The sequence below is a fragment of the Apilactobacillus bombintestini genome (assembly GCF_003627035.1).
GTDB lineage: Bacteria > Bacillota > Bacilli > Lactobacillales > Lactobacillaceae > Apilactobacillus > Apilactobacillus bombintestini.
Genome location: NZ_CP032626.1, coordinates 96884 through 121953 on the forward strand (window position 1 = coordinate 96884; position 25070 = coordinate 121953).

General features: G+C 35.6%; 23 protein-coding genes and 3 other annotated features. Of the genes, 18 read left to right on the forward strand and 5 right to left on the reverse strand.

The features are described 5' to 3' along the window. The first annotated feature begins 38 nt into the window (after positions 1 to 38). From lepB to D7I45_RS00475, 10 genes are all read left to right on the forward strand, one after another. The gene (gene lepB / locus D7I45_RS00430; protein WP_120783834.1) at positions 39 to 662 is read left to right on the forward strand and encodes a signal peptidase I; all 624 of its coding nucleotides are present in this window, start codon (positions 39 to 41) and stop codon (positions 660 to 662) included. A 215-nt stretch (positions 663 to 877) separates the two neighbouring features. Then, complete coding sequence (locus D7I45_RS00435; RefSeq protein ID WP_120783835.1) at positions 878 to 2215, forward strand: aspartate aminotransferase family protein; 1338 nt, start codon at positions 878 to 880, stop codon at positions 2213 to 2215. 66 nt (positions 2216 to 2281) lie between these two features. Beyond that, positions 2282 to 3598: a C1 family peptidase gene (locus D7I45_RS00440; RefSeq protein ID WP_120783836.1), complete on the forward strand. Its 1317-nt coding sequence runs from the start codon at positions 2282 to 2284 to the stop codon at positions 3596 to 3598. A gap of 15 nt (positions 3599 to 3613) precedes the next feature. Beyond that, the gene (locus tag D7I45_RS00445) at positions 3614 to 4936 is read left to right on the forward strand and encodes a C1 family peptidase (protein ID WP_120783837.1); all 1323 of its coding nucleotides are present in this window, start codon (positions 3614 to 3616) and stop codon (positions 4934 to 4936) included. 206 nt (positions 4937 to 5142) lie between these two features. After that, positions 5143 to 5365: a binding site (T-box leader), on the forward strand. A 297-nt stretch (positions 5366 to 5662) separates the two neighbouring features. Next, positions 5663 to 5885, forward strand: a binding site (T-box leader). A gap of 196 nt (positions 5886 to 6081) precedes the next feature. Then, positions 6082 to 7572 (forward strand): ABC transporter substrate-binding protein/permease, encoded by a 1491-nt coding sequence (locus D7I45_RS00450; RefSeq protein WP_162924048.1) that lies wholly within the window; start codon positions 6082 to 6084, stop codon positions 7570 to 7572. Continuing rightward, on the forward strand, positions 7556 to 8290 hold the full coding sequence (locus tag D7I45_RS00455) for an amino acid ABC transporter ATP-binding protein (protein WP_120783838.1): 735 nt from the start codon (positions 7556 to 7558) through the stop codon (positions 8288 to 8290). Before D7I45_RS00450 ends, D7I45_RS00455 begins: the two co-directional genes overlap by 17 nt. Positions 8291 to 8379: 89 nt before the next feature. Continuing rightward, positions 8380 to 9318, forward strand: coding sequence for a DNA/RNA helicase domain-containing protein (locus D7I45_RS00460; RefSeq protein WP_120783839.1), 939 nt, complete (start codon positions 8380 to 8382; stop codon positions 9316 to 9318). A gap of 13 nt (positions 9319 to 9331) precedes the next feature. Further along, positions 9332 to 9919: a hypothetical protein gene (locus tag D7I45_RS00465; RefSeq protein WP_120783840.1), complete on the forward strand. Its 588-nt coding sequence runs from the start codon at positions 9332 to 9334 to the stop codon at positions 9917 to 9919. Between the two features lie 88 nt (positions 9920 to 10007). Then, positions 10008 to 10205: a DUF6440 family protein gene (locus tag D7I45_RS00470; protein WP_120783841.1), complete on the forward strand. Its 198-nt coding sequence runs from the start codon at positions 10008 to 10010 to the stop codon at positions 10203 to 10205. Between the two features lie 3 nt (positions 10206 to 10208). Continuing rightward, positions 10209 to 10553, forward strand: a complete 345-nt coding sequence (locus D7I45_RS00475) for a DUF1516 family protein (RefSeq protein WP_120783842.1) — start codon at positions 10209 to 10211, stop codon at positions 10551 to 10553. A 125-nt stretch (positions 10554 to 10678) separates the two neighbouring features. On the opposite strand, the gene D7I45_RS00480 is transcribed toward D7I45_RS00475, so the two are convergent. After that, a complete protein-coding gene (locus D7I45_RS00480) occupies positions 10679 to 11068 on the reverse strand; it encodes a hypothetical protein (RefSeq protein WP_120783843.1) in 390 nt (129 codons plus the stop codon). A gap of 348 nt (positions 11069 to 11416) precedes the next feature. Continuing rightward, positions 11417 to 11664 (forward strand) — a binding site (T-box leader). Positions 11665 to 11896: 232 nt separating this feature from the next. Here D7I45_RS00480 and D7I45_RS00485 point away from each other — a divergent pair. After that, the gene (locus tag D7I45_RS00485; RefSeq protein ID WP_120783844.1) at positions 11897 to 13510 is read left to right on the forward strand and encodes a peptide ABC transporter substrate-binding protein; all 1614 of its coding nucleotides are present in this window, start codon (positions 11897 to 11899) and stop codon (positions 13508 to 13510) included. 59 nt (positions 13511 to 13569) lie between these two features. Here D7I45_RS00485 and D7I45_RS00490 read toward each other — a convergent pair whose 3' ends face one another. Further along, entirely contained in the window at positions 13570 to 14484 is a 915-nt protein-coding gene (locus tag D7I45_RS00490) for a baeRF6 domain-containing protein (protein ID WP_162924050.1), read from the reverse strand. A 154-nt stretch (positions 14485 to 14638) separates the two neighbouring features. Between D7I45_RS00490 and cls the strand changes: the two genes are divergently transcribed. The 3 genes from cls (at position 14639) to D7I45_RS00505 (ending at position 18843) form a co-directional block, all read left to right on the forward strand. After that, a complete protein-coding gene (gene cls, locus D7I45_RS00495) occupies positions 14639 to 16090 on the forward strand; it encodes a cardiolipin synthase (RefSeq protein ID WP_120783846.1) in 1452 nt (483 codons plus the stop codon). Positions 16091 to 16242: 152 nt separating this feature from the next. Then, on the forward strand, positions 16243 to 17457 hold the full coding sequence (locus D7I45_RS00500; protein WP_120783847.1) for an MFS transporter: 1215 nt from the start codon (positions 16243 to 16245) through the stop codon (positions 17455 to 17457). Between the two features lie 168 nt (positions 17458 to 17625). Further along, positions 17626 to 18843 carry an MFS transporter gene (locus tag D7I45_RS00505; RefSeq protein WP_120783848.1) on the forward strand — a complete coding sequence of 406 codons (1218 nt, stop codon included), beginning with the start codon at positions 17626 to 17628 and terminating at the stop codon, positions 18841 to 18843. 50 nt (positions 18844 to 18893) lie between these two features. On the opposite strand, the gene D7I45_RS00510 is transcribed toward D7I45_RS00505, so the two are convergent. Continuing rightward, positions 18894 to 19757, reverse strand: a complete 864-nt coding sequence (locus D7I45_RS00510) for an N-acetylmuramoyl-L-alanine amidase family protein (RefSeq protein WP_120783849.1) — start codon at positions 19755 to 19757, stop codon at positions 18894 to 18896. Between the two features lie 114 nt (positions 19758 to 19871). Here D7I45_RS00510 and D7I45_RS00515 point away from each other — a divergent pair, with 114 nt between their 5' ends. The 4 genes from D7I45_RS00515 to D7I45_RS00530 all read left to right on the forward strand — a co-directional run bounded on the left by D7I45_RS00515 (position 19872) and on the right by D7I45_RS00530 (position 23497). Then, complete coding sequence (locus D7I45_RS00515) at positions 19872 to 20537, forward strand: metal ABC transporter ATP-binding protein (RefSeq protein ID WP_120783850.1); 666 nt, start codon at positions 19872 to 19874, stop codon at positions 20535 to 20537. Positions 20538 to 20545: 8 nt separating this feature from the next. Continuing rightward, entirely contained in the window at positions 20546 to 21340 is a 795-nt protein-coding gene (locus D7I45_RS00520; RefSeq protein WP_120784849.1) for a metal ABC transporter permease, read from the forward strand. A 76-nt stretch (positions 21341 to 21416) separates the two neighbouring features. Then, positions 21417 to 22136: a hypothetical protein gene (locus D7I45_RS00525; RefSeq protein ID WP_120783851.1), complete on the forward strand. Its 720-nt coding sequence runs from the start codon at positions 21417 to 21419 to the stop codon at positions 22134 to 22136. 53 nt (positions 22137 to 22189) lie between these two features. Next, positions 22190 to 23497 carry a GH25 family lysozyme gene (locus tag D7I45_RS00530; RefSeq protein ID WP_120783852.1) on the forward strand — a complete coding sequence of 436 codons (1308 nt, stop codon included), beginning with the start codon at positions 22190 to 22192 and terminating at the stop codon, positions 23495 to 23497. A 90-nt stretch (positions 23498 to 23587) separates the two neighbouring features. On the opposite strand, the gene D7I45_RS00535 is transcribed toward D7I45_RS00530, so the two are convergent. Together D7I45_RS00535 and D7I45_RS00540 are read right to left on the reverse strand one after the other, a co-directional pair. Further along, positions 23588 to 23980 (reverse strand): VOC family protein, encoded by a 393-nt coding sequence (locus D7I45_RS00535; protein WP_120783853.1) that lies wholly within the window; start codon positions 23978 to 23980, stop codon positions 23588 to 23590. Between the two features lie 19 nt (positions 23981 to 23999). After that, a complete protein-coding gene (locus tag D7I45_RS00540; protein WP_120783854.1) occupies positions 24000 to 25001 on the reverse strand; it encodes a zinc-dependent alcohol dehydrogenase family protein in 1002 nt (333 codons plus the stop codon). Positions 25002 to 25070: the final 69 nt, after the last annotated feature.

Sequence of the window (25070 nt, forward strand, 5' to 3'; positions counted from 1 at the left end):
GATACAATAAGGTTAATAACAATAGGAGCGCAGATAATATGCAAAAGAAAAATAGTTTATTAAAAGAAGTTTTAAGCTGGGTAGCTTACTTTATCTTTTTATTGTGCGCATGGTTATTGTTGACCCATTTCTTTACCACTGCTACGGTAGATGGTCGCTCTATGGATCCTAACTTGTATAACAATGAAACCATGTTAGTTTTAAAACAAGCCAAGGTTAGACATAATAGTGTAATCGTATTTAACGCCAATGGTGAAGATCCAACGGTAAGCGATACCGATTATTATGTAAAACGTGTAATTGGTCTACCGGGCGATAAAATCGCATTTAGAAACGGTAAATTATACGTTAATAATAAAGTTGCTGATCAAAGCTTTATTAGCAAAGACCAATTAACTAACGGAACCCAATATCATTTGGGACATGACAATATAAAGAATTGGGATATCAGTAGTTTATCGCACAGTAAATGGATTTATAACCGTAATCAAACAGTAGTACCTAAGGGTAAATACTTTGTATTAGGTGATAATCGTGAGATTTCTAACGACAGTCGTTATTGGGGCTTTGTAGATAAAGACAAAGTTATGGGAGTAGCTAAGATATTCCCTTGGTCCGATACTAAACAAAAGCAACATAATATTAACGATTTATCATATTAAAAATTAAAAGAGTCGCATTTTAAATGCGGCTCTTTTTTTATGTCTTAATTTTTTATTTTAGGCGTTAAATTAAAGTTTTCCACAAGCATTTCGGGCTAAAAAGTTACCCACATGTTGACAACTCACCTCAATCAGCTATAATAAATTACAATTTCATTAGAGAATAATGAGAAAAATAATAATTACATATATAGTAATAAAATGAGGCGATAAACATGAAAAATAAAGAAATTCTAGATCAAGAGGGCCAAACATTCGCATCTGCTTCCCGAATTAAATATTTTGATATGGTAATTGATTCAGGAAAAGGTGCCATGTTAAAAGATGTAGAAGGCCATGAATACATAGATTTATTAGCAAGTGCCTCCTCCACTAACACCGGACATTCACATCCTAAAGTAGTGGAAGCTATTACTAAACAAGCACAAAAATTAATTCAATATACTCCCGCATACTTTGCCAATGTACCGGCAGCACGCTTAACTAAGCGTCTAGCAGATTTATCTCCTATTGAAGGACCTGCTGAAGTAGCTTGGGGTAATTCCGGTTCTGATGCCAACGATGCCGTTATTAAATTTGCTCGTGGTTATACAGGACGACAGAACGTGGTCAGTTTCACCGGTGCGTATCATGGTTCTACTTATGGTTCTATGAGTGCCTCTGCCGTTAGTTTGAACATGTCCCGTAAGATGGGACCACTAATGGAGGGCTTTTACAAGGTTCCTTATCCTAGTCCATGGTATCGTAAATCCTATGAAACACAAGACCAATTCATTGATCGTATGTTCGAAGAATTTAAACTACCTTTTGAAACTTATTTGCCAGCTGATGAAGTGGCTTTGATTTTAGTAGAACCTATTCAAGGGGATGGTGGAATCGCCAAAGCACCCGAAAAGTATCTACAAAAAGTTTACGAATTTGCCCATGAACACGGCATTTTATTCGCGGTAGATGAAGTTAACCAAGGGATGGGTCGTACCGGTAAATGGTGGTCTATTCAAAACTTCCCTGGTATTCATCCAGATTTGATGTCAGTAGGTAAATCACTAGCTTCTGGTTTGCCACTAAGTGCGGTAGTAGGGCGCAAAGAAATTATTGAATCTCTAGACGCACCGGCTAATGTTTATACTACTGCGGGAAATCCAGTCACTACCGCCGCTGCGCTAGCTACTTTTGACGTCATCGAAGACGAACATTTATTGCAACGCAGTCATGATTTAGGCCAAGAAGCTAAAGAATTCTTCGATAAAATGAAAGAAAAATATGATTTCATCGGCGACGTTAGAATGTATGGGCTAGATGGTGGTATCGATATTGTCGATCCACGTACCCATCAACCTGCCGTACAAGTGGCTACTAAATTAATTTATCGTATGTTTGAACTAGGCGTCATCATGATTACCGTCCGTGGGAACGTTTTGCGTTTCCAACCACCTTTGGTAATTACTGAAGAACAATTACATCGTGCTTTCGACGTTATCGAACATGCTATGCAAGACGAAGCCGATGGCAATATCGCCTTTGATAAAAACATCGGTTGGAGCACCGACTAATGGGTTGTATAATTCACGATTTTTAACTAAGATTGAAATTAAGAAAACAAAATGGGAGTGTTTTACATGGTAAAAACTAAGTTAACGCAAGCTGATTTTGACGCTATGCGTGAACAATATGCAAAAAGTCCACGTAACCGCGTTTTACAACGCTCAGTAATGCGTAACGGAATTAACAATACCGCTCGTGATAATCGAGTAGTAGAAAATCTAAATCACGTTTATTCCGTCCAAGTAGATACCGGAAAAGTATCTAATCAAAAACAATCCGGTCGTTGCTGGTTATTTTCTTTATTAAATACCTTAAAGCATAACTTTGCGCAACGTTATGACACCAAGGATTTTGAATTATCCCAAAGTTACTTATTCTTCTGGGATAAAGTAGAACGTGCCAACATTTTCTACGACCGTATTTTAGATACTGCAGACAAGCCTTTTGATGATCGTGAATTACGTTGTTATTTAGGCGCTCCCGGCTCTGACGGTGGGGAATGGGCAATGGCCGTTGCTTTAGTACAAAAGTACGGAGTAATGCCTACTTCTGCCTTTCCTGAAAGTAAAGTTACCAATAGTACTTCTGATTTAAACGAAGTATTGAACAGAAAAATGCGTCGTGACGCCATGGTATTACGTGATATGGTGCATGCGGGCAAGAGTGATGAAGACATCAAGAGCCAACGCATGGCTATGTTAAAAGAAGTATATCGTATCGCAGGTTATGCTTGTGGAGTTCCACCTGAAACCTTTGATTTCGAATACCGTGACGATAAAAAGAAATATCATTTAGATGCCGGAATTACTCCTAAAGAATTTTTAGACAAATATTTCACTATTAATCTAGATGATTATGTAGTGTTAGGTAACTATCCTAACCGTAAAATGGAACAATTATTTATAAATCCAGCTGCGGACAACGTAGTGGGTGGCCGTCATGTCGGCTTTTTAAACATGCCTATGGATGTGTTAAAACAAACCGTTATTGACCAATTAAAAGATGGTGAAACAGTTTGGTTTGCTAACACCGTAACTGAACAATCTGATCGCCAAGGCGGACTTTTAGATAATGATTTATACCGTCGTGATAAGTTATTCGACATTGATATGAATATGTCTAAAGCCCAACGTCTGGATTACTATGACAACATTCCTAACCATGCGATGACCTTAACTGGTGTCGACTTAGTGAACGATAAACCTACTAAATGGAAAGTAGAAAATTCCTGGGGTGAAAAAGTCGGCGAAAAAGGTTACTTCGTAATGGCTGATAACTGGATGGACAGTAACGTCTTTGAAGTCATTGTTAACAAGAAATACTTAACTGCCGCACAACGCGAACTACTAGATCAAAAACCAGTAGTACTAGACCCATGGGCAGCCGTTTAAAAAGGAGTGAGATAGATGACAGAGACGAAATTAACTGCTAGTGATTTACAAGAATTACGTAAAGATTATGAACAAAATCCGGACAATAAAGTGCTAGAAGGTGCCGTAACACAAAACGGTATTAACAACGTGGCTAGGGATGCTAGCGTGGATGAAAAATTAAATCCTGTTTTTTCCGTAGAAGTAAAAACTGGTAAAGTATCTAACCAAAAACGCTCCGGTAGATGCTGGATGTTTGCTTTATTAAACACTTTAAAGCATCAATTCGGTGAAAAATACAAAGTTAAAGACTTCGAACTATCCCAAAATTACTTATTCTTCTGGGATAAAATCGAACGTGCTAATATCTTCTATGACCGCATCATCAACACTGCTGACAAGCCTTTAGATGATCGTACCGTAGAATTTTACTTAGCCGGCCCCGGCAGTGACGGTGGTCAATGGGCTATGGCCGTATCTTTAGTACAAAAATACGGGGTAGTACCTACCAGCGCCTTTAGTGAAACTAATGTTTCCGAAAATACCGGCGATTTAAACATGATTTTAAATTACAAATTACGTCAAGATGCTATGAAATTGCGTAACATGGTACACGATAAAGTAAGCGAAGAAGACATTCATGAAGCTAGAGAAGAAATGCTTTCTGAAGTTTACCGTATCGCTGCTTATTCATTAGGGGTACCACCTAAGACATTTGACTTAGAATACCGTGATGACAAGGAAAACTACCACATCGACCGTGATTTAACTCCTAAAGCATTTTTCGATAAATACTTTAGTGATGCTGACTTAGATGACTACGTAGTTTTGAGTAATTCACCTGACAAAGAATTTAATAAAATGTACAGCATGACTGCGCAAGATAACGTAGTAGATGGTCGTAGCATTAAATTCTTAAACTTACCTATGGAAGACCTAAAAAAGGCTGCTATTGCGCAATTAAAAGATGGTAAAGCCGTTTGGTTTGCCAACGATATTACTCGTCAATCTGATAGAAAAACCGGCTTCTTATCCGATAAACTATATCACTATGACGAATTATTTAACGTGGACTTATCTATGACTAAGAAACAACGTCTTCAATACCATGAAGCGGTTGTATCTCACGCCACTGCCTTAACCGGGGTAGATTTAGTCGATGATAAACCTCGTCGTTGGAAGGTAGAAAACTCCTGGGGTGCTAAAAATGGTGTTAATGGTTACTTCACCATGGATGACGGTTGGATGAATGAATATGTTTACGAAGTAGTCGTAAATAAGAAATATTTATCTGCTGATCAAGTAGCGCTATTGGATCAAACTCCTGTAGAACTAAAACCTTGGGATTCATTAGAATAAAAAATAAAAAAGATTTTAGGATAGTTCCTGAAATCTTTTTATTTAACGAAAAATCGTTTATGAGAAAATATATTTAAAAAATATTTACGCTAGGTAAAACCCTTATGGTTAAGCCAAATACAGCTGCCATTGAACGTAGATAATTTATTAAAATAAGATTAAAGGGTTGCAATTTAAATGGCACTCCTATAATATGAACAACAATCAAACAGACGTTGAACAGGAATTTTAATTACGCAGGGTTTCACAGGAAGCTCACGTTTATGAGAGTGAGTAATCCGGTAATTAAATCGTACCTGAGAGTCATTTTTCGAAATGAGTAGAAAAAATCGTGGGCGGCGTTAACGCAGAAGTTAATTTAACTTCGCAAGCTAGTATTTGCGAGAATACTAGAAATTGAGGTGGTACCGCGATTTATTCGTCCTCTAGGATTTGTTCCTAGAGGACTTTTTTTATTAATAATTAAAACTATGATTAGGAATTTTAACCAAATCAGTTATTTACAGAGAACTTAGTAAAACCGGGTGAGAGCTAAGGATAACATTGGTTAAATCGTACCTATGAGTTGGAATTCGAAATGAGTAGAATTCATCGTTAACGCGTTATCGTTTTAAGTTTGTACAAACTTGTTAAGCTGAAATTTGTGAGAATTTCAGAAACAGAGGTGGCACCACGGTTATTCGTCCTCTAGGATTCGTTCCTAGGGGACTTTTTTAATATAAATATTTTTTCATGATGATCAAGAATTTAATCTAATTTAGCATTTACAGAGAAATTAACAGCGCTGAGAGTTAATAATGCCTATAGATTAATCGTACTTGTGAGTGAGCTTTGAAATGAGTAGAAGCCAACGTCGGCGGCGTTAACGTAGAAGTTATTTAACTTCGTGAGCTAGTATTTGCGAAAATACTAGAAATTGAGGTGGCACCGCGATTCATTCGTCCTCTGGGATTTATTCTCAGAGGACTTTTTTTATACCTAAAGGAGGGTGTGTTTCACATGAAACAATCATTACGAAACGAAGCTTTATATGTATTTACAGCAGTTAAATTACCCGACATACGACGCGGAGAAAAGCGACGATATTTTTAAAAACTATGTACTTAATTTTTTATTCAATTTATAAACAGAGAGGAAGCAAGCTTATGCAACATAAAATAAAAACTGCCATATTAGCTGCAATGGGCTTAGTGGCAACCATCTTATTAGCTATTATTTTTACGGTACCCAATCTTTCAGCTTCAGCAGCTGATAATTCAGTAGCGCAAATTCAAAAGAAGGGATACATCGTAATGGGAACTTCTCCTGATTATCCACCTTACGAATTTATCAGCAAAGGTAAAAATGGTTCTCAAATATACGGAGCTGACGTGGAATTAGGAAAAGAAATTGCTAAAGACTTAGGCGTGAAACTAAAAGTTAAAGCCATGGGTTTTGATTCTTTGCTAGTAGGTCTACAAACTAAAAAAGTAGATATGGTAATTGCGGGGATGAATGAAAATCCGCAAAGAGCGAAGAGCGTGGACTTTAGTAAAAGTTATTATTCTTCTGGATTGAGTTTAGTTATCAATAGTGGGGATGCTAAAAAGATCCATTCTTACCATGATTTGGAAGGCAAAAGCGTGGGTGCTCAAATTGGTACTGTGCAATATGATGCCGTTAAAAAAGGAATTAAAAACGTTAAATTAAAGGGAATTGAAAATATTAACGATTTAATTTTAGCTTTAAAATCCGGTAAAATTGCTGCCATTCCTATGGATACTGCAGTAGCTCAAGCATACGCTAGCCATAACCCTGGACTAAAAATTATCGGTGCTAAAATGCCTAATCAAAGTAGTGCTAACAACGTAGCGTTTGCTAAGGGGGCTACCAGTTTAAAGAATGCGGCCAACCATACTATCGATAAAGTTAATAAACAAAACTTATACGTGAAAAAATTCGTTCCTACAGCAGCTAAATATATTACCGATAATAAGTCACAATCACAATTATCTACGATGTGGCAATACAAAGATTACTTTATAGACGGAATTAAATACACTATGTTGATCTCGGTTATTTCCGTTTTCTTCGGAATTATTTTAGGAGTTATCTTTGCACTAATGAGATTAAGTCATAATTGGCTACTTCATGCGGTAGCAGTAGCTTATATCGAATTTATTCGTGGGACTCCTCAATTAGTACAAATTATGTTTATCTACTTTGGTCTAGGAACCATCGTAAATGTTTCTGCATTAACTTCGGGAATTATCGCTATTTCTATTAATTCAGGAGCCTATGTAGCTGAAATTATCAGAGGTGGAATTACTTCTATTTCAGTAGGACAAAGTGAAGCTGCGTTATCACTAGGATTATCTAAAACACAAACGATGCAATCTATCGTTTTACCACAAGCCTTCAAAAATATTTGGCCAGCGTTAGGTAATGAATTAGTGACTTTGATTAAAGATAGTTCATTAGCTTCCGTAATTGGGGTAGGCGAATTGATGTATCAAATGAGAGCCGTACAAGCTGATACTTATTTAGGAATAGCACCTATCGCTATTATTATGATCATTTACTTTGTAATTACCTTTACTATTTCTAGAATCATGAAACTAATCGAAGGGAAGATGAACCATGGAACCAATGATTAAAATTGAAAATTTAACTAAAAAATTTAAAAATAATACCATTTTTTCCGGCGTAAACGCCGAAGTGAATAAAGGAGAAGTCATTTCTCTATTGGGACCCTCAGGTGCCGGTAAAAGTACGTTTCTACGTTGCATTAATATGCTAGGTGAACCCACTTCAGGCAAGATTTTATTGGATGGCAACGACCTAGTTACTAGTTCCGAAAAAGATTTAATTCATCTAAGAACTCATATTGGCATGGTATTTCAAAATTTTAATTTATTTGCCAATAAAACGGTGCTAGAAAACATTACGTTAGCTCCCATTAAAGTTTTGAAAATGTCTAAAACTAAGGCAGAAGAAAAAGCCCACGAATTGTTAAAAACAGTGGGCTTAGCGGATAAAGCAGACGTATATCCTAGTAGTTTATCAGGTGGACAAGCCCAACGTATCGCTATCGTACGGGCTTTAGCTATGGATCCAGAAGTAATTTTATTCGATGAACCTACTTCTGCTCTAGACCCTGAAAAAGTAGGGGAAGTATTAAATGTGATGCAAGATTTAGCGAAAAAAGATATGACCATGATTATCGTGACGCACGAAATGGAATTTGCGAAAAACGTTTCCGATAAAATTTGGTTTATGGATGAAGGTAAAATCCAAGAAAAACAAACTCCACAAGAATTTTTTAACCATCCTAAAACGGCGAGTGCACAACGTTTTTTAAGTAAAATGATTTAAGAATTGAATAACGAGACTAATTTAGGGATGTTTTTTATAATACACATTCAATTTATAGTAAAATTATATGTATATTATAAAAATCGGAGATGGTTAACATTATCCCATATAGTTTAAGAGAGTACGTTTCCCTGTTTGAAATTACTCCAGATGATAATGCTCGCAAAACATTAGATAGATCTTTAAAATATCACCATATGGATATAAAGGAATGTGAAAAAGAAGATTTTTATTTATTAGCAAAGTTACTTTTAGAAAAATTAGATTCTAGTGTGGACATCAATGGTTGGTTTTTAGGAACTGATTTACCAGTAGTTCCTGATTTTGACGTTTTAATTTGTTTAAAAGACAACATTGTAAATATTGATTTGAAACACGAAGATGGTGAAAAAAAGTTTAAAAAAATAAAAAATAAATTTGATAAACAGAAAAATATCATTAATGGTATTGGGAAAAATATTATAAATATTGTTTTTTGTGCAGATACTAAAACATTGTATAAATATGATACAGACTTTAAAAAAATTGATTTTAATGAACTTATAAGAATAATACAAGAGGATGATATTTGCCTTTCTAATGCTTTAGAAATGATTGATTCTAAAAATTATTTGATTTCACCATTGAAAGATATTGATAGATTTAAGAGGGGAGAGTATTGGTTATCAGATCAACAATATGAAATTAGAAATCAATTATTTAATCCAGGATTGTATGGTATTGAAGGAGGACCTGGTACAGGAAAAACACTAATAATATATGATTATATAAGAAAGTATGATAAAGATAAGAAAATATTGTTGGTATTTGGAGGAAAGATTAGAGATGAACAAATTAGCTTACAAAATATATTTAAAAATGCTAAATTGGTTTCGGCTAAATATGTAGCTAATAATCCGTCAATATTGAATGAATATGATGCTATTTTAATTGATGAATCACAAAGATTACACAAGAATACAAGATCTGAAATAATTTCATGGATTCCAAAAAAATTATTCAAACAAAGTAATTGCATTTTTTTATGATGTCGATCAAAAATTGGGGCCTGATGATTTTGGAAAAGCTATTCAACGTATGTTTAATACTTTAAAGACAGAAAATTGTTGCACAGTTTTTAAATTAACCAAAAATTTTAGGACTAATCCAGTTATAACTGCCTTTGTTACTAATCTTTTTGATTTGAGCAAAAAGCCTAACAGTAGTATCAGTATTGAAAAAATGATGAAACATGTGGAAGTTAAATTTTTTAAAGATTATAACAGCGCTATTCCTTGGATAAACGATCAAAAAAACAACGGATACGTTTTCATAAAAACTACTGGAGATATTAATAAAGAAACTACGAGTGATAACTTTAATGGTATAACAGATTATAATATTCATAATGTTATAGGAGGAGAATACGAAAAAGTTGTAACATATATTGATTTGGAAATTGCATATAACAACCGTGGAAAACTTATTAAATCAGGAAATGAATTCTATTTCAATGATAGAGAATTATATGTAAATTTGACTAGAGCTAAGGAAAAATTAAAAATAGCTATAATTAATAATTATGATGTTTATGACGGATTGATGGACGTAGTGTTTGGCTTAGGAAAGCAAAAAAAGTCTAAAAACTAATCTAGGGATGTTTTTTGATTATTCTGGGTTTCTTTTGTACAATAACCTTATACATGTAACTATGGAATTAATCCGAGGAGGAAACAATTTGTCTAAACGATTTAAATTAGTTGAAGAATCATTTACAGGAGTATCTATTTATATTGATCAACGTACCGGTGTAGAATACGGTGGTTATGGTAGCACCTTAACCCCACTACGTAACGCGGACGGCTCCTTGTTTGTAGACAAGCAAGAAATCGATGATGATTACGAACACGAAGTCAAAGATTGGGAGGAAGCCTGAAACATGTTTTTATGGATTCATTTAATTTTTGCGATTGTATTAATTGCTTTAGTAATTGCTTCACTTGCTAAAAAGCAAGGCTACAAGCCTTACATGATGATGTCTAGAGTTAGTTATCTAGTATTTATCATTACCGGAGTAATTTTATTTTTCAAAGCATTTGATCGTGATCCGCTATTTGCTTTATTAAAAGTATTAATAGCAATTCTATTGATTGGTTTAATTGAAATGACTTATGCTGCCAAAGCTAAGGATCAACTTACTAAAGGTATGATTTACAGCTTAGTTTGTGGTTTTGTCTTAGTCATTATTGTTGGCTTTATTGTGGCGCAAGGTCGTCCTTTCTAACTGAATGTTTCATGTGAAACTAAGTTAATAAAGCCTGAGAAATTAGACATTAACGAAAATAATAAACAAAAAGAGAGATGAATTTTCATTCATCTCTCTTTTATTTTGCTATAAACTAAATAGCTTTATTCAAAATCTTGTAATGCTAATTCCGCGTAAGTTAAACGAGCGAAAGTATCATCAGTTGATACACCGGCATGAGTGAACATGTTAGCGAACAATACGTATTTTGGTTGATCGCTGTATTCACCACAAATTTCAATTAAACGTTGTAATTGATTAGTACGGTTAGCTAAATCATCGATGTGGTTTAAGTCTAAATCATTTTTAGCGGCGTCGTAGATAATCTTGTAAGCTTGAGTGTTAGTTAAAAGATCTAAGTCTTTAACTTGCTTCATAAAGTTATCAAATTGTTCTTCGGATAATTGTTCCTTAACGTAATGTAAGTCCACAATTTCGTCACTAAAATCTTGTGCCCATTGGTTAATAATAGGTCTTAGTTTTATGTCTGACATTTGTAAAAAATCCTCTCCTAATATCTTTTAGACTATTTTACTACAAAAGTCCAAAAATGTTTTCGTTTTTCTTTCATAATGTCAATATGGGTGATATTTATCTCAAAACCAAATAACACCAATTATATTATCTCATATATGGCCAACCGAATGCAAAAATATACTAGTTGAGATCTCAAATATGGCGATTAAATGAGAAGGATGTCATTAAAGTATAAAAAATCTGCGATTATAAACGTTGATGTAACGGTATTTATCTATAAAATTATAAAAAAGTTCAAAAAAGTGTTTGACAAATATTAAGCTAGTATTAAAATAAGATTAGAAAGTAAATAAAAGCAAAGTAAATAAAAAGCAATGAAGTAGAAAGAGTAACGCTAGTGAGGTTCTCTAAGAGAGGTTCCGTTTGGTGCAAGGAACTAGAAATCACTAGGGTGAAAATCATCTACGAGCTGCCGGACAAACAAAGTAGTCTTGGCTGGGAATTCCCATTATAGAATCTACAAATCAACAGGTTTGTTTGAGATGTATCGTTTAATTAATAGATTAATTAAGCGGTATTACAAAAGGTGGTACCGCGCGTGAGCGCCCTTTATTTCGTGTATGCGAAGTAAGGGGCGCTTTTTTATTTACTTAAAAAATTTTAAAGGAGATGGTTTTATGAATAGTGATATTAGTGGCATTAAAAATGCGAATCATGCGAATCTTATGTAATATCAAAATTTATAAAACGGACTCTAAAATGAATTGAAGCGATATTTAGTTCATGAAAAACTGCAGTTGCTACATACGTTTCATTTTTTAGAGCCCTGATAGGGAGAATAAAAAATGAAGAATGTATATAAAAAATTATCATTAACTACTATGTTTGGATTACTTTGTTTAGGATTAACTGCTTGTGGAAATGCTAAAGGTAGCGCCACTAAAACAGGATTGAAATTTTCTGAACCTTCTACACTATTAACTTTGGATCAATCTAAATTAGTAGACCAAGTCAGTGACGTTACTCTAAATAACACTAACGAAGGTTTATTAGTTATGACCAACAACAGTAAGGTAGTACCTGGTGTAGCTAAGAGTTACAAAGTATCTAAGGATGGTCTTACATATACCTTTAATCTACGTCATTCCAAATGGAGTGATGGATCACCAGTAACTGCGGACGATTTTGTTTACGGTTTCCAAAGAACTGAAAATCCAAAGACCGCCGCAGCTTACCAATATCTATTAAGCGACGTTAAGAACGCCGATGCCGTAGCTAAAGGCAAAATGCCAGTTTCTGCATTAGGAGTTAAAGCGCTAGGCAAATACCAATTCCAAGTACAATTAGTTAAACCTGAAGCTTACTTCAAATATGTAGCAACTATGGCACCTACTTACCCACAAAGCCAAAAAGAAGCTAAGAAATATGGCTCTGCATATGCTACTGATAGTAACAAACAATTATACAACGGTCCTTACAAGGTAACTGGTTGGACTGGTACTAACGATAACTGGCAATTAGTTAAAAACAATGATTACTGGAATGCATCTAACGTAAAAGTTCCTAAGTTAGACTTCTCAGTATCTAAGGATGCTACTACTTCACTATATGAATTCGAACAAAAGAATCTAGATTCTATGGTATTAAGTGGTAAAAACCAAGTTAATAGTTACCAACACAGCTCTCAATACCATCCACGTAAAGAAGCTGGTACTAACTATCTAGAACTTAGCCAAAAGAACCCAGCATTAAGAAACCTAAATGTTAGAAAAGCTCTTTCATTAACTGTTAACAGAAAACAATTAACACAAGATGTTTTAGGTGACGGTTCAGTTCCTTCTAAAGGATTTGTTGCAGCTTCTGTAGCTAAACACAATGGCAAGGACTTCGCTGATGAAGCTAACGTTCCTGCAGCTGAAGAATACAATTTAGCTAAAGCAAAACAACTATTTAAGAAAGGTCTTGCTGAATTAGGTACTAAACAAGTTAAACTTAACTTATTAGCTGGTAACTCATCAGGTTCTAAGTCAGTTTCTGAATACCTACAAAACCAATTCCAAAAACTACCTGGTCTAAAAGTTAACGTACAAAACTTACCAGATAAAGTAGCCACAGAAAGAACCGAAAAAGGTGACTTCGATGTTAACTTGGAAGCTTGGATCGCTGACTTCCCAGACCCAGAAAGTTTCATGAGCTTAATGACTACTAAGAATGGTTACAACCACGGTGATTGGAGCAATGCTCAATACGATGCATTAATGAAACGTGTCGACAACGAAGATGCTAATAACCCTGACAAGAGATGGAATGACATGGTTAAAGCACAAAAGGTATTACTAGATCAACAAGGTGTAGTTCCTTTGTACCAAGTTGTTAGTCCTCAAGTATTAAGCAGTCGTGTAAAGGGATTAAGCTTCTACCCAAGTGGTGGTAACTTTGACTACCGTACTTTAAGATAATAAAACTAAAAAAATCTACCTTCATTCGAAGGTAGATTTTTTATTTACAATTAATTAAATTAAATTTTTACCATAATTGCAGCACAGTCTAAATCAGTAGGCATTTCATCTGCTGGTAATAAGAATACGTGACCAGCAAAACCAATAGTGGTAATAGCTAAGTCGTTGTAAGTTTGATTATATTTATCTTCGTTGATAAATAAGGTATCAATTTTACCAGAAGTAGTGTTGTAAATGATTTCTTTTAAGTCACTGACTACTAAATTATCAGCTTGTGCTTTCTTGTAATCATTTTTTTGGTTAATCATTAATTGATCCCAGAAAAGTTCGTTTAAATGAGCAATTACTTTATCGAAGACTTCGGCGCTTAGCTTATCATCATCGATAGAGTAGTTAATGTCTTTAACTAACATCTTTTGGGTAGCAATTTCGGAGAATAACTTACGATTATCTTCGTTGGCCACTAATGCGATAGGCAAGTAGTCATCGTCAGCGAATAATTCGTTTAAGTATTCATCGATTAATTGATAATATTTACGTTTATCGTGGTTCACTAATACGGCAAGTGGCTTGTTAACCATGTTGATTAAACGGCAGTTACCGTTGTCTACACGAAAGACTTTGAAATCATCATCATGTAAAACTAATACACGGTAATGTAAATCACTTTCGATTTCTTTAACCACTTGAGAGATGTTCATGGTATCAGCTATAGAGAATTTAGTTTGCACCGGTTGGGTTAAGTTAAAGGAATGAATAGCCTTAAAACTTACGTATAAAGCAAAACCTGATCCACTTTCTACGTGTTTGGCGCGGTTAAAGTTAAAACGTTTTAATTTGCGTTCATAACGTGGCCAGATGTTTTCGTCATATTTTTGTACGAAATATTTTTTTACAGATTGAATTAAATTTAAATATTGTTCTTTGTTACTAATTTCGTTAAATGAAACAAATAATGAGATAAAAGGACCCACTTCATAATCTAAAGTTAGGGTGTTCCTAAGCTCTATGGTGGACGTCATGTTGCAACCTCCTTATATTTTATATATTCATAGTATATCACGCTTAGCTGAATGAAAAATAATATATGCTATAATAATCTCATAATTATCGGAGAGGAGGGGTGCTATGTTATTAGACTTCTTTTATCTAGTGGTAATCGTCAACGAAATTTCCGCTCTAATCACGGTATTTAGAGAAGAACGTGATATTGCTGCTACTTGGGCCTGGCTTTTGGTGCTATCTTTTCTTCCTGTCTTAGGATTTATGATTTACGCCTTCGTAGGTAGAAAATTACCTAAAAAACGTTTATTCAGATTCCAATTTAAAGATAACAAGAAAATGCACGATGCCTTACGCTCACAAGGTCGATTACATAACAATCCTAAAAAGATTGCGGCGGACGAAGTATCTTATGCTTACCGCACTTTAGTAAAACTATTTAAGACTTCTGACGTTACTGACTTGTCTAGACGTAACCGCGTTAGAATCTACACTGAGGGTAACCATCTATTCGATAAAATGATAGATGATATTAAAAATGCTCACAGTTCTATTCATATTGAATTTTATACATTTTACGATGACAAAATTGGCCATCGAGTTTTAAACGAATTAATTAAAAAAGCTAAACAAGGCCTCAAAGTGCGCGTTATTTATGATAGTTGGGGTTCTATGGGCAATAAACATAAATTCTTTGATCCATTGCGTGAAGCGGGTGGATTAGTAGAACCATTCTTACATACCCATTCTGCTATTATGGATTTTCGTTTGAACTTCAGAGACCACAGAAAGATTGTAGTTATCGATGGTAAATACGGCTACATCGGTGGTTTTAATATCGGTGATCAATACTTAAACCGTAAAAAGAAATTTGGCCACTGGCGTGATACCCATCTAAGAATTGCTGGTTCTGCCGTGCATAACTTACAAGCCCAATTCATTTTGGATTGGAACGTTACTGATATGAACAATAAAATCAGCATAGATGAAACTAAGGGCTTTTATTTCCCATCTGTAAACCAAGATGGTGCCACTAATATTCAAATAGTTTCCAGTGGTCCTAATAGTGATTTACAACAAATCAAATTAGGTTATATCAAAATGATTCAAAACGCTAAAAACTATTGTTGGATTCAATCACCTTACTTAATTCCGGACGATAGTGCGCTAGATGCTATTCGAACTGCTGCGATGTCAGGAGTCGATATTCGTATCATGGTGCCTTGCAAGCCTGATCATCCATTCGTTTACCGTGCTACTCAATATTATGCTAAGCAACTAGCTAAATACGGCGTAAAAATTTATTTCTACCAAAATGGTTTTATGCATGCCAAAACTATTTTAGTAGACGGTAAAGTAGCTTCCGTAGGTTCCGCTAATATGGACTTTAGAAGCTTTAAATTAAATTTCGAAGTAAATGCCTTTATGTATGATGAAGATATTGCTGAACAACTTCGTTCTATCTACATTAGCGATATGCGCCACAGTCAATTAATGACATTTGCTAAATTTGAAAAACAATCTAGTTGGATGAAATTTAAACAAATTTTTAGTCGTTTATTTTCACCTATTTTATAAAAATTATCCGCTAAAGACGTGTCTTAGCGGATTTTTTTATTTGCCAATTTTTTATATTAAGAGTATAGTAATTAAAAATATCTTAGTAATTGATTAGATATTTCAAAAAAATAATAGGGCGACAGAGAGCGTCCATTTTGGAGGAATTGAATATGGAAAATGTACAGAGCCACTCGGCAATGACTAAATCACAAAAGTGGGTTTTAGCGTCGACGACTATCGGACAGATTTTAGAATGTATGGACAGTTCATTTGTTTCATTCGCTTTATCTTCGATAATCGTGAGTTTAAACATCAGTACCGCACAAGCGGGGATGCTATCTACGATAACCTCTTTTGGAACATTGTTGGGTGGTATTTTATTTGGTCTTTTAGCGGATCGTTTTGGACGCGTTAAAATTTTGACCTACACCATTTTCATCTTCGCTTTCGCCACTACCGGAATTATGTTTGTACAAAACTTTACCGCTTTAGCCATTTTACGGTTCTTAGTCGGTGTGGGTACCGGTGGTGAGTACGGATCCGGAGTAGCAATGATTTGTGAATCATTTAAGAAAAAACAAGGAAGATCTACTTCGATTAGTACGATTGGAGGACAGGTTGGTTCTATCTTATCTGCCGCAGTATCATCAGCTATGATTCCTTTGTTTGGTTGGCGAGCATTATTTTTAATTGGTATTATTCCTATCTTCTTTGCCTTCATCATTCGTCGTAATTTAAAAGAAAGCCAAGAATTTATTGATACCATGCAAAGAAAAGACCGTCCTAAGGTTTCTATTAAGAAATTATTCGCCACTCCTCGACTAGCTTGGCAAACCGGTGCGTTAATTGTAATGGTCATCGTACAAATTGCCGGCTACTATGGTTTAATTAACTGGCTACCATCCATTATGCAAAAGCAATTAGGCTTGAGTGTGTCTAAGTCAGCGCTATGGACTATCGTAACCTTTGTAGGAATGAGTATTGGAATGATGACTTTCGGGACTATCTTGGATAAATTTGGCCCTAGAAAAGCTTTTGGAATGTTCTTATTAATAGCGGCAGTGGCTGTATATGGCATTACTTTCGCCTTTAACGCTGCTACCTTACTACTAGCTGCCACGGTCTTAGGATTCTTCTCTAACGGGATGTATTGCGGATATGGCGTAATCATTAGTCGCTTATATCACATCGAAATTCGTTCCACGGCCAATAACTTTATCATGGGTTGTGGGCGTGCTATCGGAGGATTTTCACCTGCAGTTATCGGATTATTAATGGAAAATCATTCACTACTACTAATCATGGGTACTTTATCAATACTATACTTGATCAGCTTTAGTGCTATGATGTCTATTCCAGGATTAAGAAACATGCAACAAGATTAAAATTAAAATAACTCTCTTAAGTGATGAGGACTTAGGGGAGTTTTAATTTAGATAATTTCTAGTTGCTAATTTAAATTTTTAATAGTATAGTTAATAAAAATATCTGAGTCTTAGATATTTCAAAAAAATAAGGGACGACAGAGAGCGTCCATTTTGGAGGAATTGAATATGGAAAACGTACAGAGCCACTCTGCAATGACTAAATCTCAAAAGTGGGTTTTAGCGTCGACAACTATCGGGCAAATGCTAGAGAGTATGGATATTTCGTTCATCTCTTTTGCAATGTCATCGATTATTATTAGTTTAAACATCAGCACCGCGCAAGGCGGGATGTTATCGACGGTAACTACTTTTGGTTCATTGTTGGGTGGTATTTTATTTGGCCTTTTAGCGGATCGCTTCGGACGCGTTAAAATTTTGACCTATACTATTTTCATCTTCGCTTTCGCCACTGCCGGCATTATGTTCGCGCAAAACTTTATCACCTTTGCAATTTTACGTTTCTTAGTCGGTGTGGGTTCCGGAGGCGAGTACGGTTCCGGAGTAGCGATGATTTGCGAATCATTTAAGAAAAAACAACAAGGAAAATCGACTTCCTTAAGTACCATTGGAGGACAAGTAGGATCCATTCTAGCCGCTGCATTATCCGCAATTATGATTCCATTCTTCGGCTGGCGTGCATTATTCTTAATGGGTATCATTCCTATCTTCTTCGCCTTTGTAATTCGTCGCAATTTAAAAGAAAGCCAAGAATTCGTGGACACTATGGAAACTGAAAAGCGTCCTAAAGTATCTATTAAGAAATTATTTGCTAACCCTCGTCTAGCATGGCAAACTGCCGCTTTGGTAGTCATGGTAATTGTACAAATCGCCGGCTACTATGGTTTGATTAACTGGTTGCCATCCATTATGCAAAAAGAATTAGGCTTGAGTGTATCTAAATCATCACTATGGACCATTATTACTATCATCGGGATGAGTTTCGGGATGATGACTTTCGGAACTATCTTAGATAAATTCGGTCCTAGAAGAGCGTTCGGAATTTTCTTACTAGTCGCTGCGGTGGCTGTCTACGGCATTACCTTCGCCTTCAACGGCGCTACTTTACTACTAGCCGCTACGGTATTAGGATTCTTCTCTAACGGGATGTACGGTGGATACGGAGTAGTTATTAGCCGCTTGTATCCAACCGAAGTACGTTCGACCGCCAATAACTTTATCATGGGTTGCGGCCGCACCATCGGAGGATTTTCACCCGCGGTTATCGGACTATTAATGGAAAATCATTCACTACTACTAATCATGGCCTTATTATCAGTACTATATCTAATCAGTTTCACTGCCATGATGTCTATTCCAGCATTGAAAAATTCTAACCAAGAATAAAATTAACTAAAATAAACCCCTTAAGCTGTATGCTTAAGGGGGTTTTATTTTTAATCGAAATATTTACTTAAAGCTTTACTCATATCATCGGCTACGTGTTGTTGATAATCGCTGCTTTGAATGTAGTGAATATCGTGTGCGCTATCCATAAAGCCCATTTCACATAAAATAGCAGGGCGTTGGTTTTCTCTTAATACATAATAATTACCGAAGGAAACGCCACGACTTTTAACCGGTAGATTGTCTAGTGCATCGTTTACGGTGTTAGCCACTTTGTTGTCGCTGGAATGATATTGATAAACTCCGTAACCATCCGCGTTTCCATTTCCGTTGTCAGAATTAAAATGAAAACTAATGAATAAATCGGCATGACTTTGATCCGCTAATTGCGTTCTTTTTGCTAGGGTAACGTATTCATCACGGGTGCGAGTCATAATTACATTCACATGTTGCTGACGGAGCTCATTGGCCACTTTTTTCGCCATTTGAAGGGTGTAGGTCTTTTCCATGTAGTTTTCGTTGGCAGATAAAGTACCCGAATCGCTACCGCCGTGTCCGGGGTCAATTACGATAGTAGTTTGTGGTAATTGATCGCTAGTTTTAACGTTATAGCCGTCTACGCCGACTAGCCAGGAAGGAATCCAACCTTTCTTATTGTTATATTTGATATACCACCAGTTATTACTTTGCTTAATAACTTTTACATGTTGGCCATGTGGAATTTCACTAACTACGGCAGATTCACGATTAGGATCTTGGTGTAGATACAAATCCGCTGCCTTTATTTCGGTTAGTGAGAATAAACGTACTAGTTCAATAATTAATAAAATTAAAACAATGGTAGAAATTATTCCGCAATGAATCCACGTGCGTCGCGGGGTGTTACGTATTTTATTTCTTAAATGATTAATCAAAAATATTCACCTCGATAACAATATGTATGATAAAATGTTAAAATCAGATATATAATCAAATCTAATATATATCGAATTTTGATATAAATCTTAAACGAATAGAGAGGACTGTAAATGAAAGATAATTTAACGCCGGTTTTATCCGTTAATAATTTGGACGTCGCAGTTCAAGGACGCCAATTAATAAATGACTTATCATTTCAAATCTTTCCCGCTACCTTAACTTGTGTAACTGGGGAAAATGGGGTAGGAAAAACTACTTTAATAAAGACTATTCTAAATCAATTTAATAAAAATGAACATGTAAAAGCCCCCATTAAGAGAAGTCAAATGCAATATATCCCTCAATTGAGAAATATTGATGATGACTATCCACTTACGGTAACTGACTTTATCGGTTTAGGACTACAACATTCTATCTTGCCATGGTTAAGTAGAAAAGAAAAACAACGTGTCCAAAAAGTTATCGAAATGACTAATCTACAAGATTTAGCCAAGACACCTTTAGGTAGATGTTCCGGTGGGGAACAACAACGCGTTTATTTAGCTCAAGCCTTAGTGTCAGAACCTAAGTTATTAATCTTAGATGAAAGTACTGCTAGCTTGGATAAAGAAGCTAAATTCATCTTACTAGACGTGGTAAAAGAAGTGGTTAAGCAAACCCGTACTGCGGTAATGTTTATCACTCACGATCCCGTGTTAGTAAAAACTTACGGTGATTATGATCTAAAAATCGCTAACCAAAGCGGTACATTAAAAGCCATTAAGGAGGATGAATAATGTTAGACATGCTTAGTTATCCATTTATGCAATACGCCTTTACTGCCAGTTTCTTTATTTCTATTTTATGTGCCATCATGGGCGTGTTCGTAGTTGCTAGAAAGACTGCTTTCTTTACTCATACACTATCCGAAATTAGTTTCTCCGGAGCTTCCTTTGGGGTATTTTTAGGTACTAATCCTATCGTAGGAATGTTAATTTTTACCATTTTAAGTTCCATTATGATTGGTACAGTCGGATCGAAAATGAGTCGTCGAGAATCATCTATTAGTGTATTCTCCGTACTATTTATAGGATTAGGAATTTTATTCTTAGCACTAGCTAATACTCAATCTAGTTATGCTACTAATATTTTATTTGGTAGTATTGTCGGAATTAGTTTAAGTGACGTACACATGTTAGTGGGACTAAGTGCCTTTATCATTGTAGTAGCTACTTTGATTTATCGTAAATTAAAGTACAACTCCTTTGATAACGTAGGTGCTGGCTTTAACTCTCGTGCTAATACTTTAATTTCCGTAATCTTTTTAGTACTACTAGCAAGTACCGTTAGTGTTACAGCTCAGATAGTAGGGTCACTTTTAATTTTTGCATTATTAACTATCCCAGCCTCATCAGCACGCTATTTTGTGCACAGTATCTGGGGGATGACTTTATTATCTTTTGTATTTGCTTTAATTGGAACTTGGTTTGGTTTATACTTAAGTTTCATAACCAATCTACCAGTAAGTTTCTTCATTGCGGCTATCGAAACTGTTATATACTTAGTCGCAGTTAGTTATGATAAGTTAATACAAAATTAATATAATCAATTAAGCATTAATACTGGTATTTTGTTATACTATTATTAAATAGTTAATAAGGAGATGTCCGATAATTATGAAATCATGGAAAAAGGTTGTACCTGCTGTTGTTGTGCTAGGATTAGCACTAACTGCATGTGGTCAAAAGAATAACGATAACAGTAATTCTCAATCATCCAGTGAACAAACAACAGCTAGCACTTCCAGTTCAGTTCAATCCAGTTCAAAATCTTCTTCAACTAGTTCAATGAAGAAGACTAACAAATTAGGAAAAGAAAAATTACCACAAGACAATGGAATGGAAGCAAGTAGCTCTGTAAATACTAAAGTAGATGGTAACAAAGATAACTACACCATCAACTACAGTAACAACAATGCTATCTACGCTACATTTACTAAACACACTTACAGTAGTAGCGCAGCTGCTATGCAACAAGTTGGTTACCAATCAGCTGCTAACGTTGCTGGTTTACCAACCACTAGCCTAGGCTACGGAGTTAAAGGGGTTGCCGATCATGGTGCCGGACAAGTTTACATCCAAGCTAACTTTGGTAACTGGTCATTATTAACTCACGGAAGCAACTTTGGTAAGCAAAAAGGTTTTGCTACTAAACAAGCTAAGAATGTAATTTCATTCATTCAAAACCATAACTTACCTATTCCAAACAAGGCTGGTAGTATCCGTGTTGAAATCAATAACACTACTACAATTACTTGGCAAGAAGGTACAGTGGTTTACTCTGTTAAGGCCAACAATGCAAACATTGCTCTTAAGATGGTAACTTCACTAAAATAATATCTCTGAAAACCAGGTGACTATACCTGGTTTTTTTATACATATAATTCCAAATGAATGAAGGTCTAAAAATGTATGGTAATAAATATATAAAACATTTGCTTTATTCAGCAGCACTAGGCTCTACTTTGTTGGTGGCATTTGCCGGGATGAGCAAGCCAGCGCACTCACAAGTTAAATCCTATACACCCGTTGCTTATGATATTTCGGAATTTCAAGGTCATTTAACTCGTCAACAAGTGTTGAATCTTAAAAAAGAAGTTAAATTTGTCATTTTACGTGTCCAAGATGGTCAATATCATGATCGTCAGGTCAATAATAATATTCGCTTGATGCAAAGATATGGCGTGCCATATGGAGTATACAGCTATAGTCGTTACACTAACTCTAGTCAAGCAGCCGTGGAAGCTCGTCGTTTGCACAGATTAGCTCCTAGAGCTAGATTCTATGTAAATGATTTTGAAACTAGCTATACTCGTAGAAAAGAATATGCCGCTAATGCCTGGGCTAAACAAATGAAACGTCTAGCGGGCGGTAATCCAGTCGTTTTGTACGGTTCTAAATCTATGTTGGATAGTTTTCAACCTAGCACTTTAGGCAGCTACAATAACGTTTGGTTAGCCGATTACACTAACTACATGCCTAACCCTCGTTACCAATATGATTTGTGGCAATACACTGATCGTTATCCAAGTAACGCTTTAGGGGAAAGCTTGGATGCCGACGTTATTCCTATCGGTGGAAGAGATGTTTCATACTGGACAGGAGCTAGACGTTATCACAAGAAGCGTCCGGCTAAACGTCGTGTAAAACGCATGCCTAAGAAACAAGTTAAGAAGGTGGCTTACCGCGTAAGTCACAAGAAACGTACTTATCGTCATGTTAAATTGCATAAGGTAGTTAAAAAACCTACAGTAAAGAAGATTAAGTACCGTTATCGTGCACCTAAATACAAACGTTTAACTTATAAAGTAAAGAAGAGTAGACGTTATTATAATTTAAAGCGCAAGAAACGTGGAACTTACCGTAAATATGCTACTAAACGTCGTCGTGTAAAACGTACTACTTATAAAAAGGCTAAAAAGACATATAAGAAACGTAATTATGCGAAGAAACGTCATTATAAGTATCATGTACGTAAACGTACTTATGGTAAAAAGAAATCTTATAAATACCGTAGTAAAAAGACCAGACGTCGTTACAGAGTGAAAAAAACGGCTCGTGTTTATCACAAAAAGACTATGAAATATCGTAGACACTATCGTGCTAAAAAACACTACAGATACCAAAAATTAACATATAAGTATCGTTACCATACTAAGAGATCTTATAAAACTAGATATCATTATTACCATGCATAAATAAAAACCGGCTCGCATCGCGAACCGGTTTTTTTGTATAAAAAAGCGTTCCGCAATATGCGAAACGCTTTTTGAATTGTTAACCAATCATTATTTAACGATTTGGCAGAATTCGATTTTTTCGTGGTTAGGACCTTGAATGTTGAAGAAACGAATTCCGTTGTCCCAGAATGAAGGGATTGATTGAATTTCGTCATCCAAAACATTTAAGCCTTGTTCTTTAGCGGCAGCAAATGCTTTGTCAACATCGGTACAGTTCATGGAAATGTGGTTGATAGCACCGTTTTCCATAGCAACTGGATCGCCTTCCCAAGTTTCAACGGTTAAGTTACCGTATCTCATGAAGGCACAACGGTTGTCACCGTTGTAAAATAGACCAGCTTGGTCAAAACCAAGTGATTTGTAGAATTCGATAGTTTTATCTAAGTCTTTTGATGGAATACCAACGTGTTGTAAACCGTCAAAGTAGTCGTTTAAAGCCATAATTTAAGCCTCCAATAAATTAGTCAGAAACTTTAACAACACATTTACCAGTTAAGTTGGAAGTACCGTTTAGTACACTTTCAACGTCTTCTAGTGAAATTACGTTGTCAATAATCTTGTCAACGTTAACCTTACCACTTTGTAGTAATGCAATAGCATCTTCAAATGAGTTAGGGTTAATGAATGCACCTTGGATAGTTAATTGTTTCTTGAATACTTCGTAAGTGTTCATGCTGAATTTTTGATCAGGAGCACCAACACCGAACATTAATACTTGAGCACCCTTAACAGTTGCTTCAATAGCTTGTTCTTGAGTAGCAGGTTGACCAACAGCTTCAACAACAACGTCGTATTCAGCAGGAATGTCTTCCTTAGTAGTGTTGATAACACGGTCGATACCTAATTTTTCTTTTTCAGCAGCTAACTTGTCATCATGACGACCAGTTAGAGTAACTGACTTAGCACCGTAAGCACGTAGTAATTGTGCGAAGATTAGACCCATGTAACCATCACCAATAACTAGAGCTTTTTGGTAAGGTTTGATGTTTAATAAGTCCATACCGTGAACGGCACATGAAATTGGTTCACAAGTAGCAGCTGACTTCAAGTCAACATCGTCAGGTAGGTGGTATACAACTTGAGTTGGGGCAGTGAAGTATTCTTCTAGACCACCATTTCTAGTAACACCTACGGCTGATAGGTTTTCACATAATTCTGGACGACCAGTGTGGCAGTATACACACTTGCCACAGTAGATGTTAGGGTCAACAGTTACACGGTCACCAACTTTGAAGTCAGTAACGTTTGAACCAACTGCTGAAACAACACCTGAGTTTTCGTGTCCTAATACGATAGGAGGAACAGCATCAGCTGAACCTGGTAGACCATTGTATAGAGCATAGTCAGTACCACAGATACCAGCGTATTTAGCGTTGATAACAACTTCGTCAGCCTTTGGTTCAGGCATGTCAGTGTTTTGGATTTCTAATTGTTTTTTACCAGTTAAAACTAGAGCTTTCATAATTCAAGATCCTTTCCAAATTGAATTTTGATTATTATTTTAATGAAGTTTATGAATTAATTAAGATAT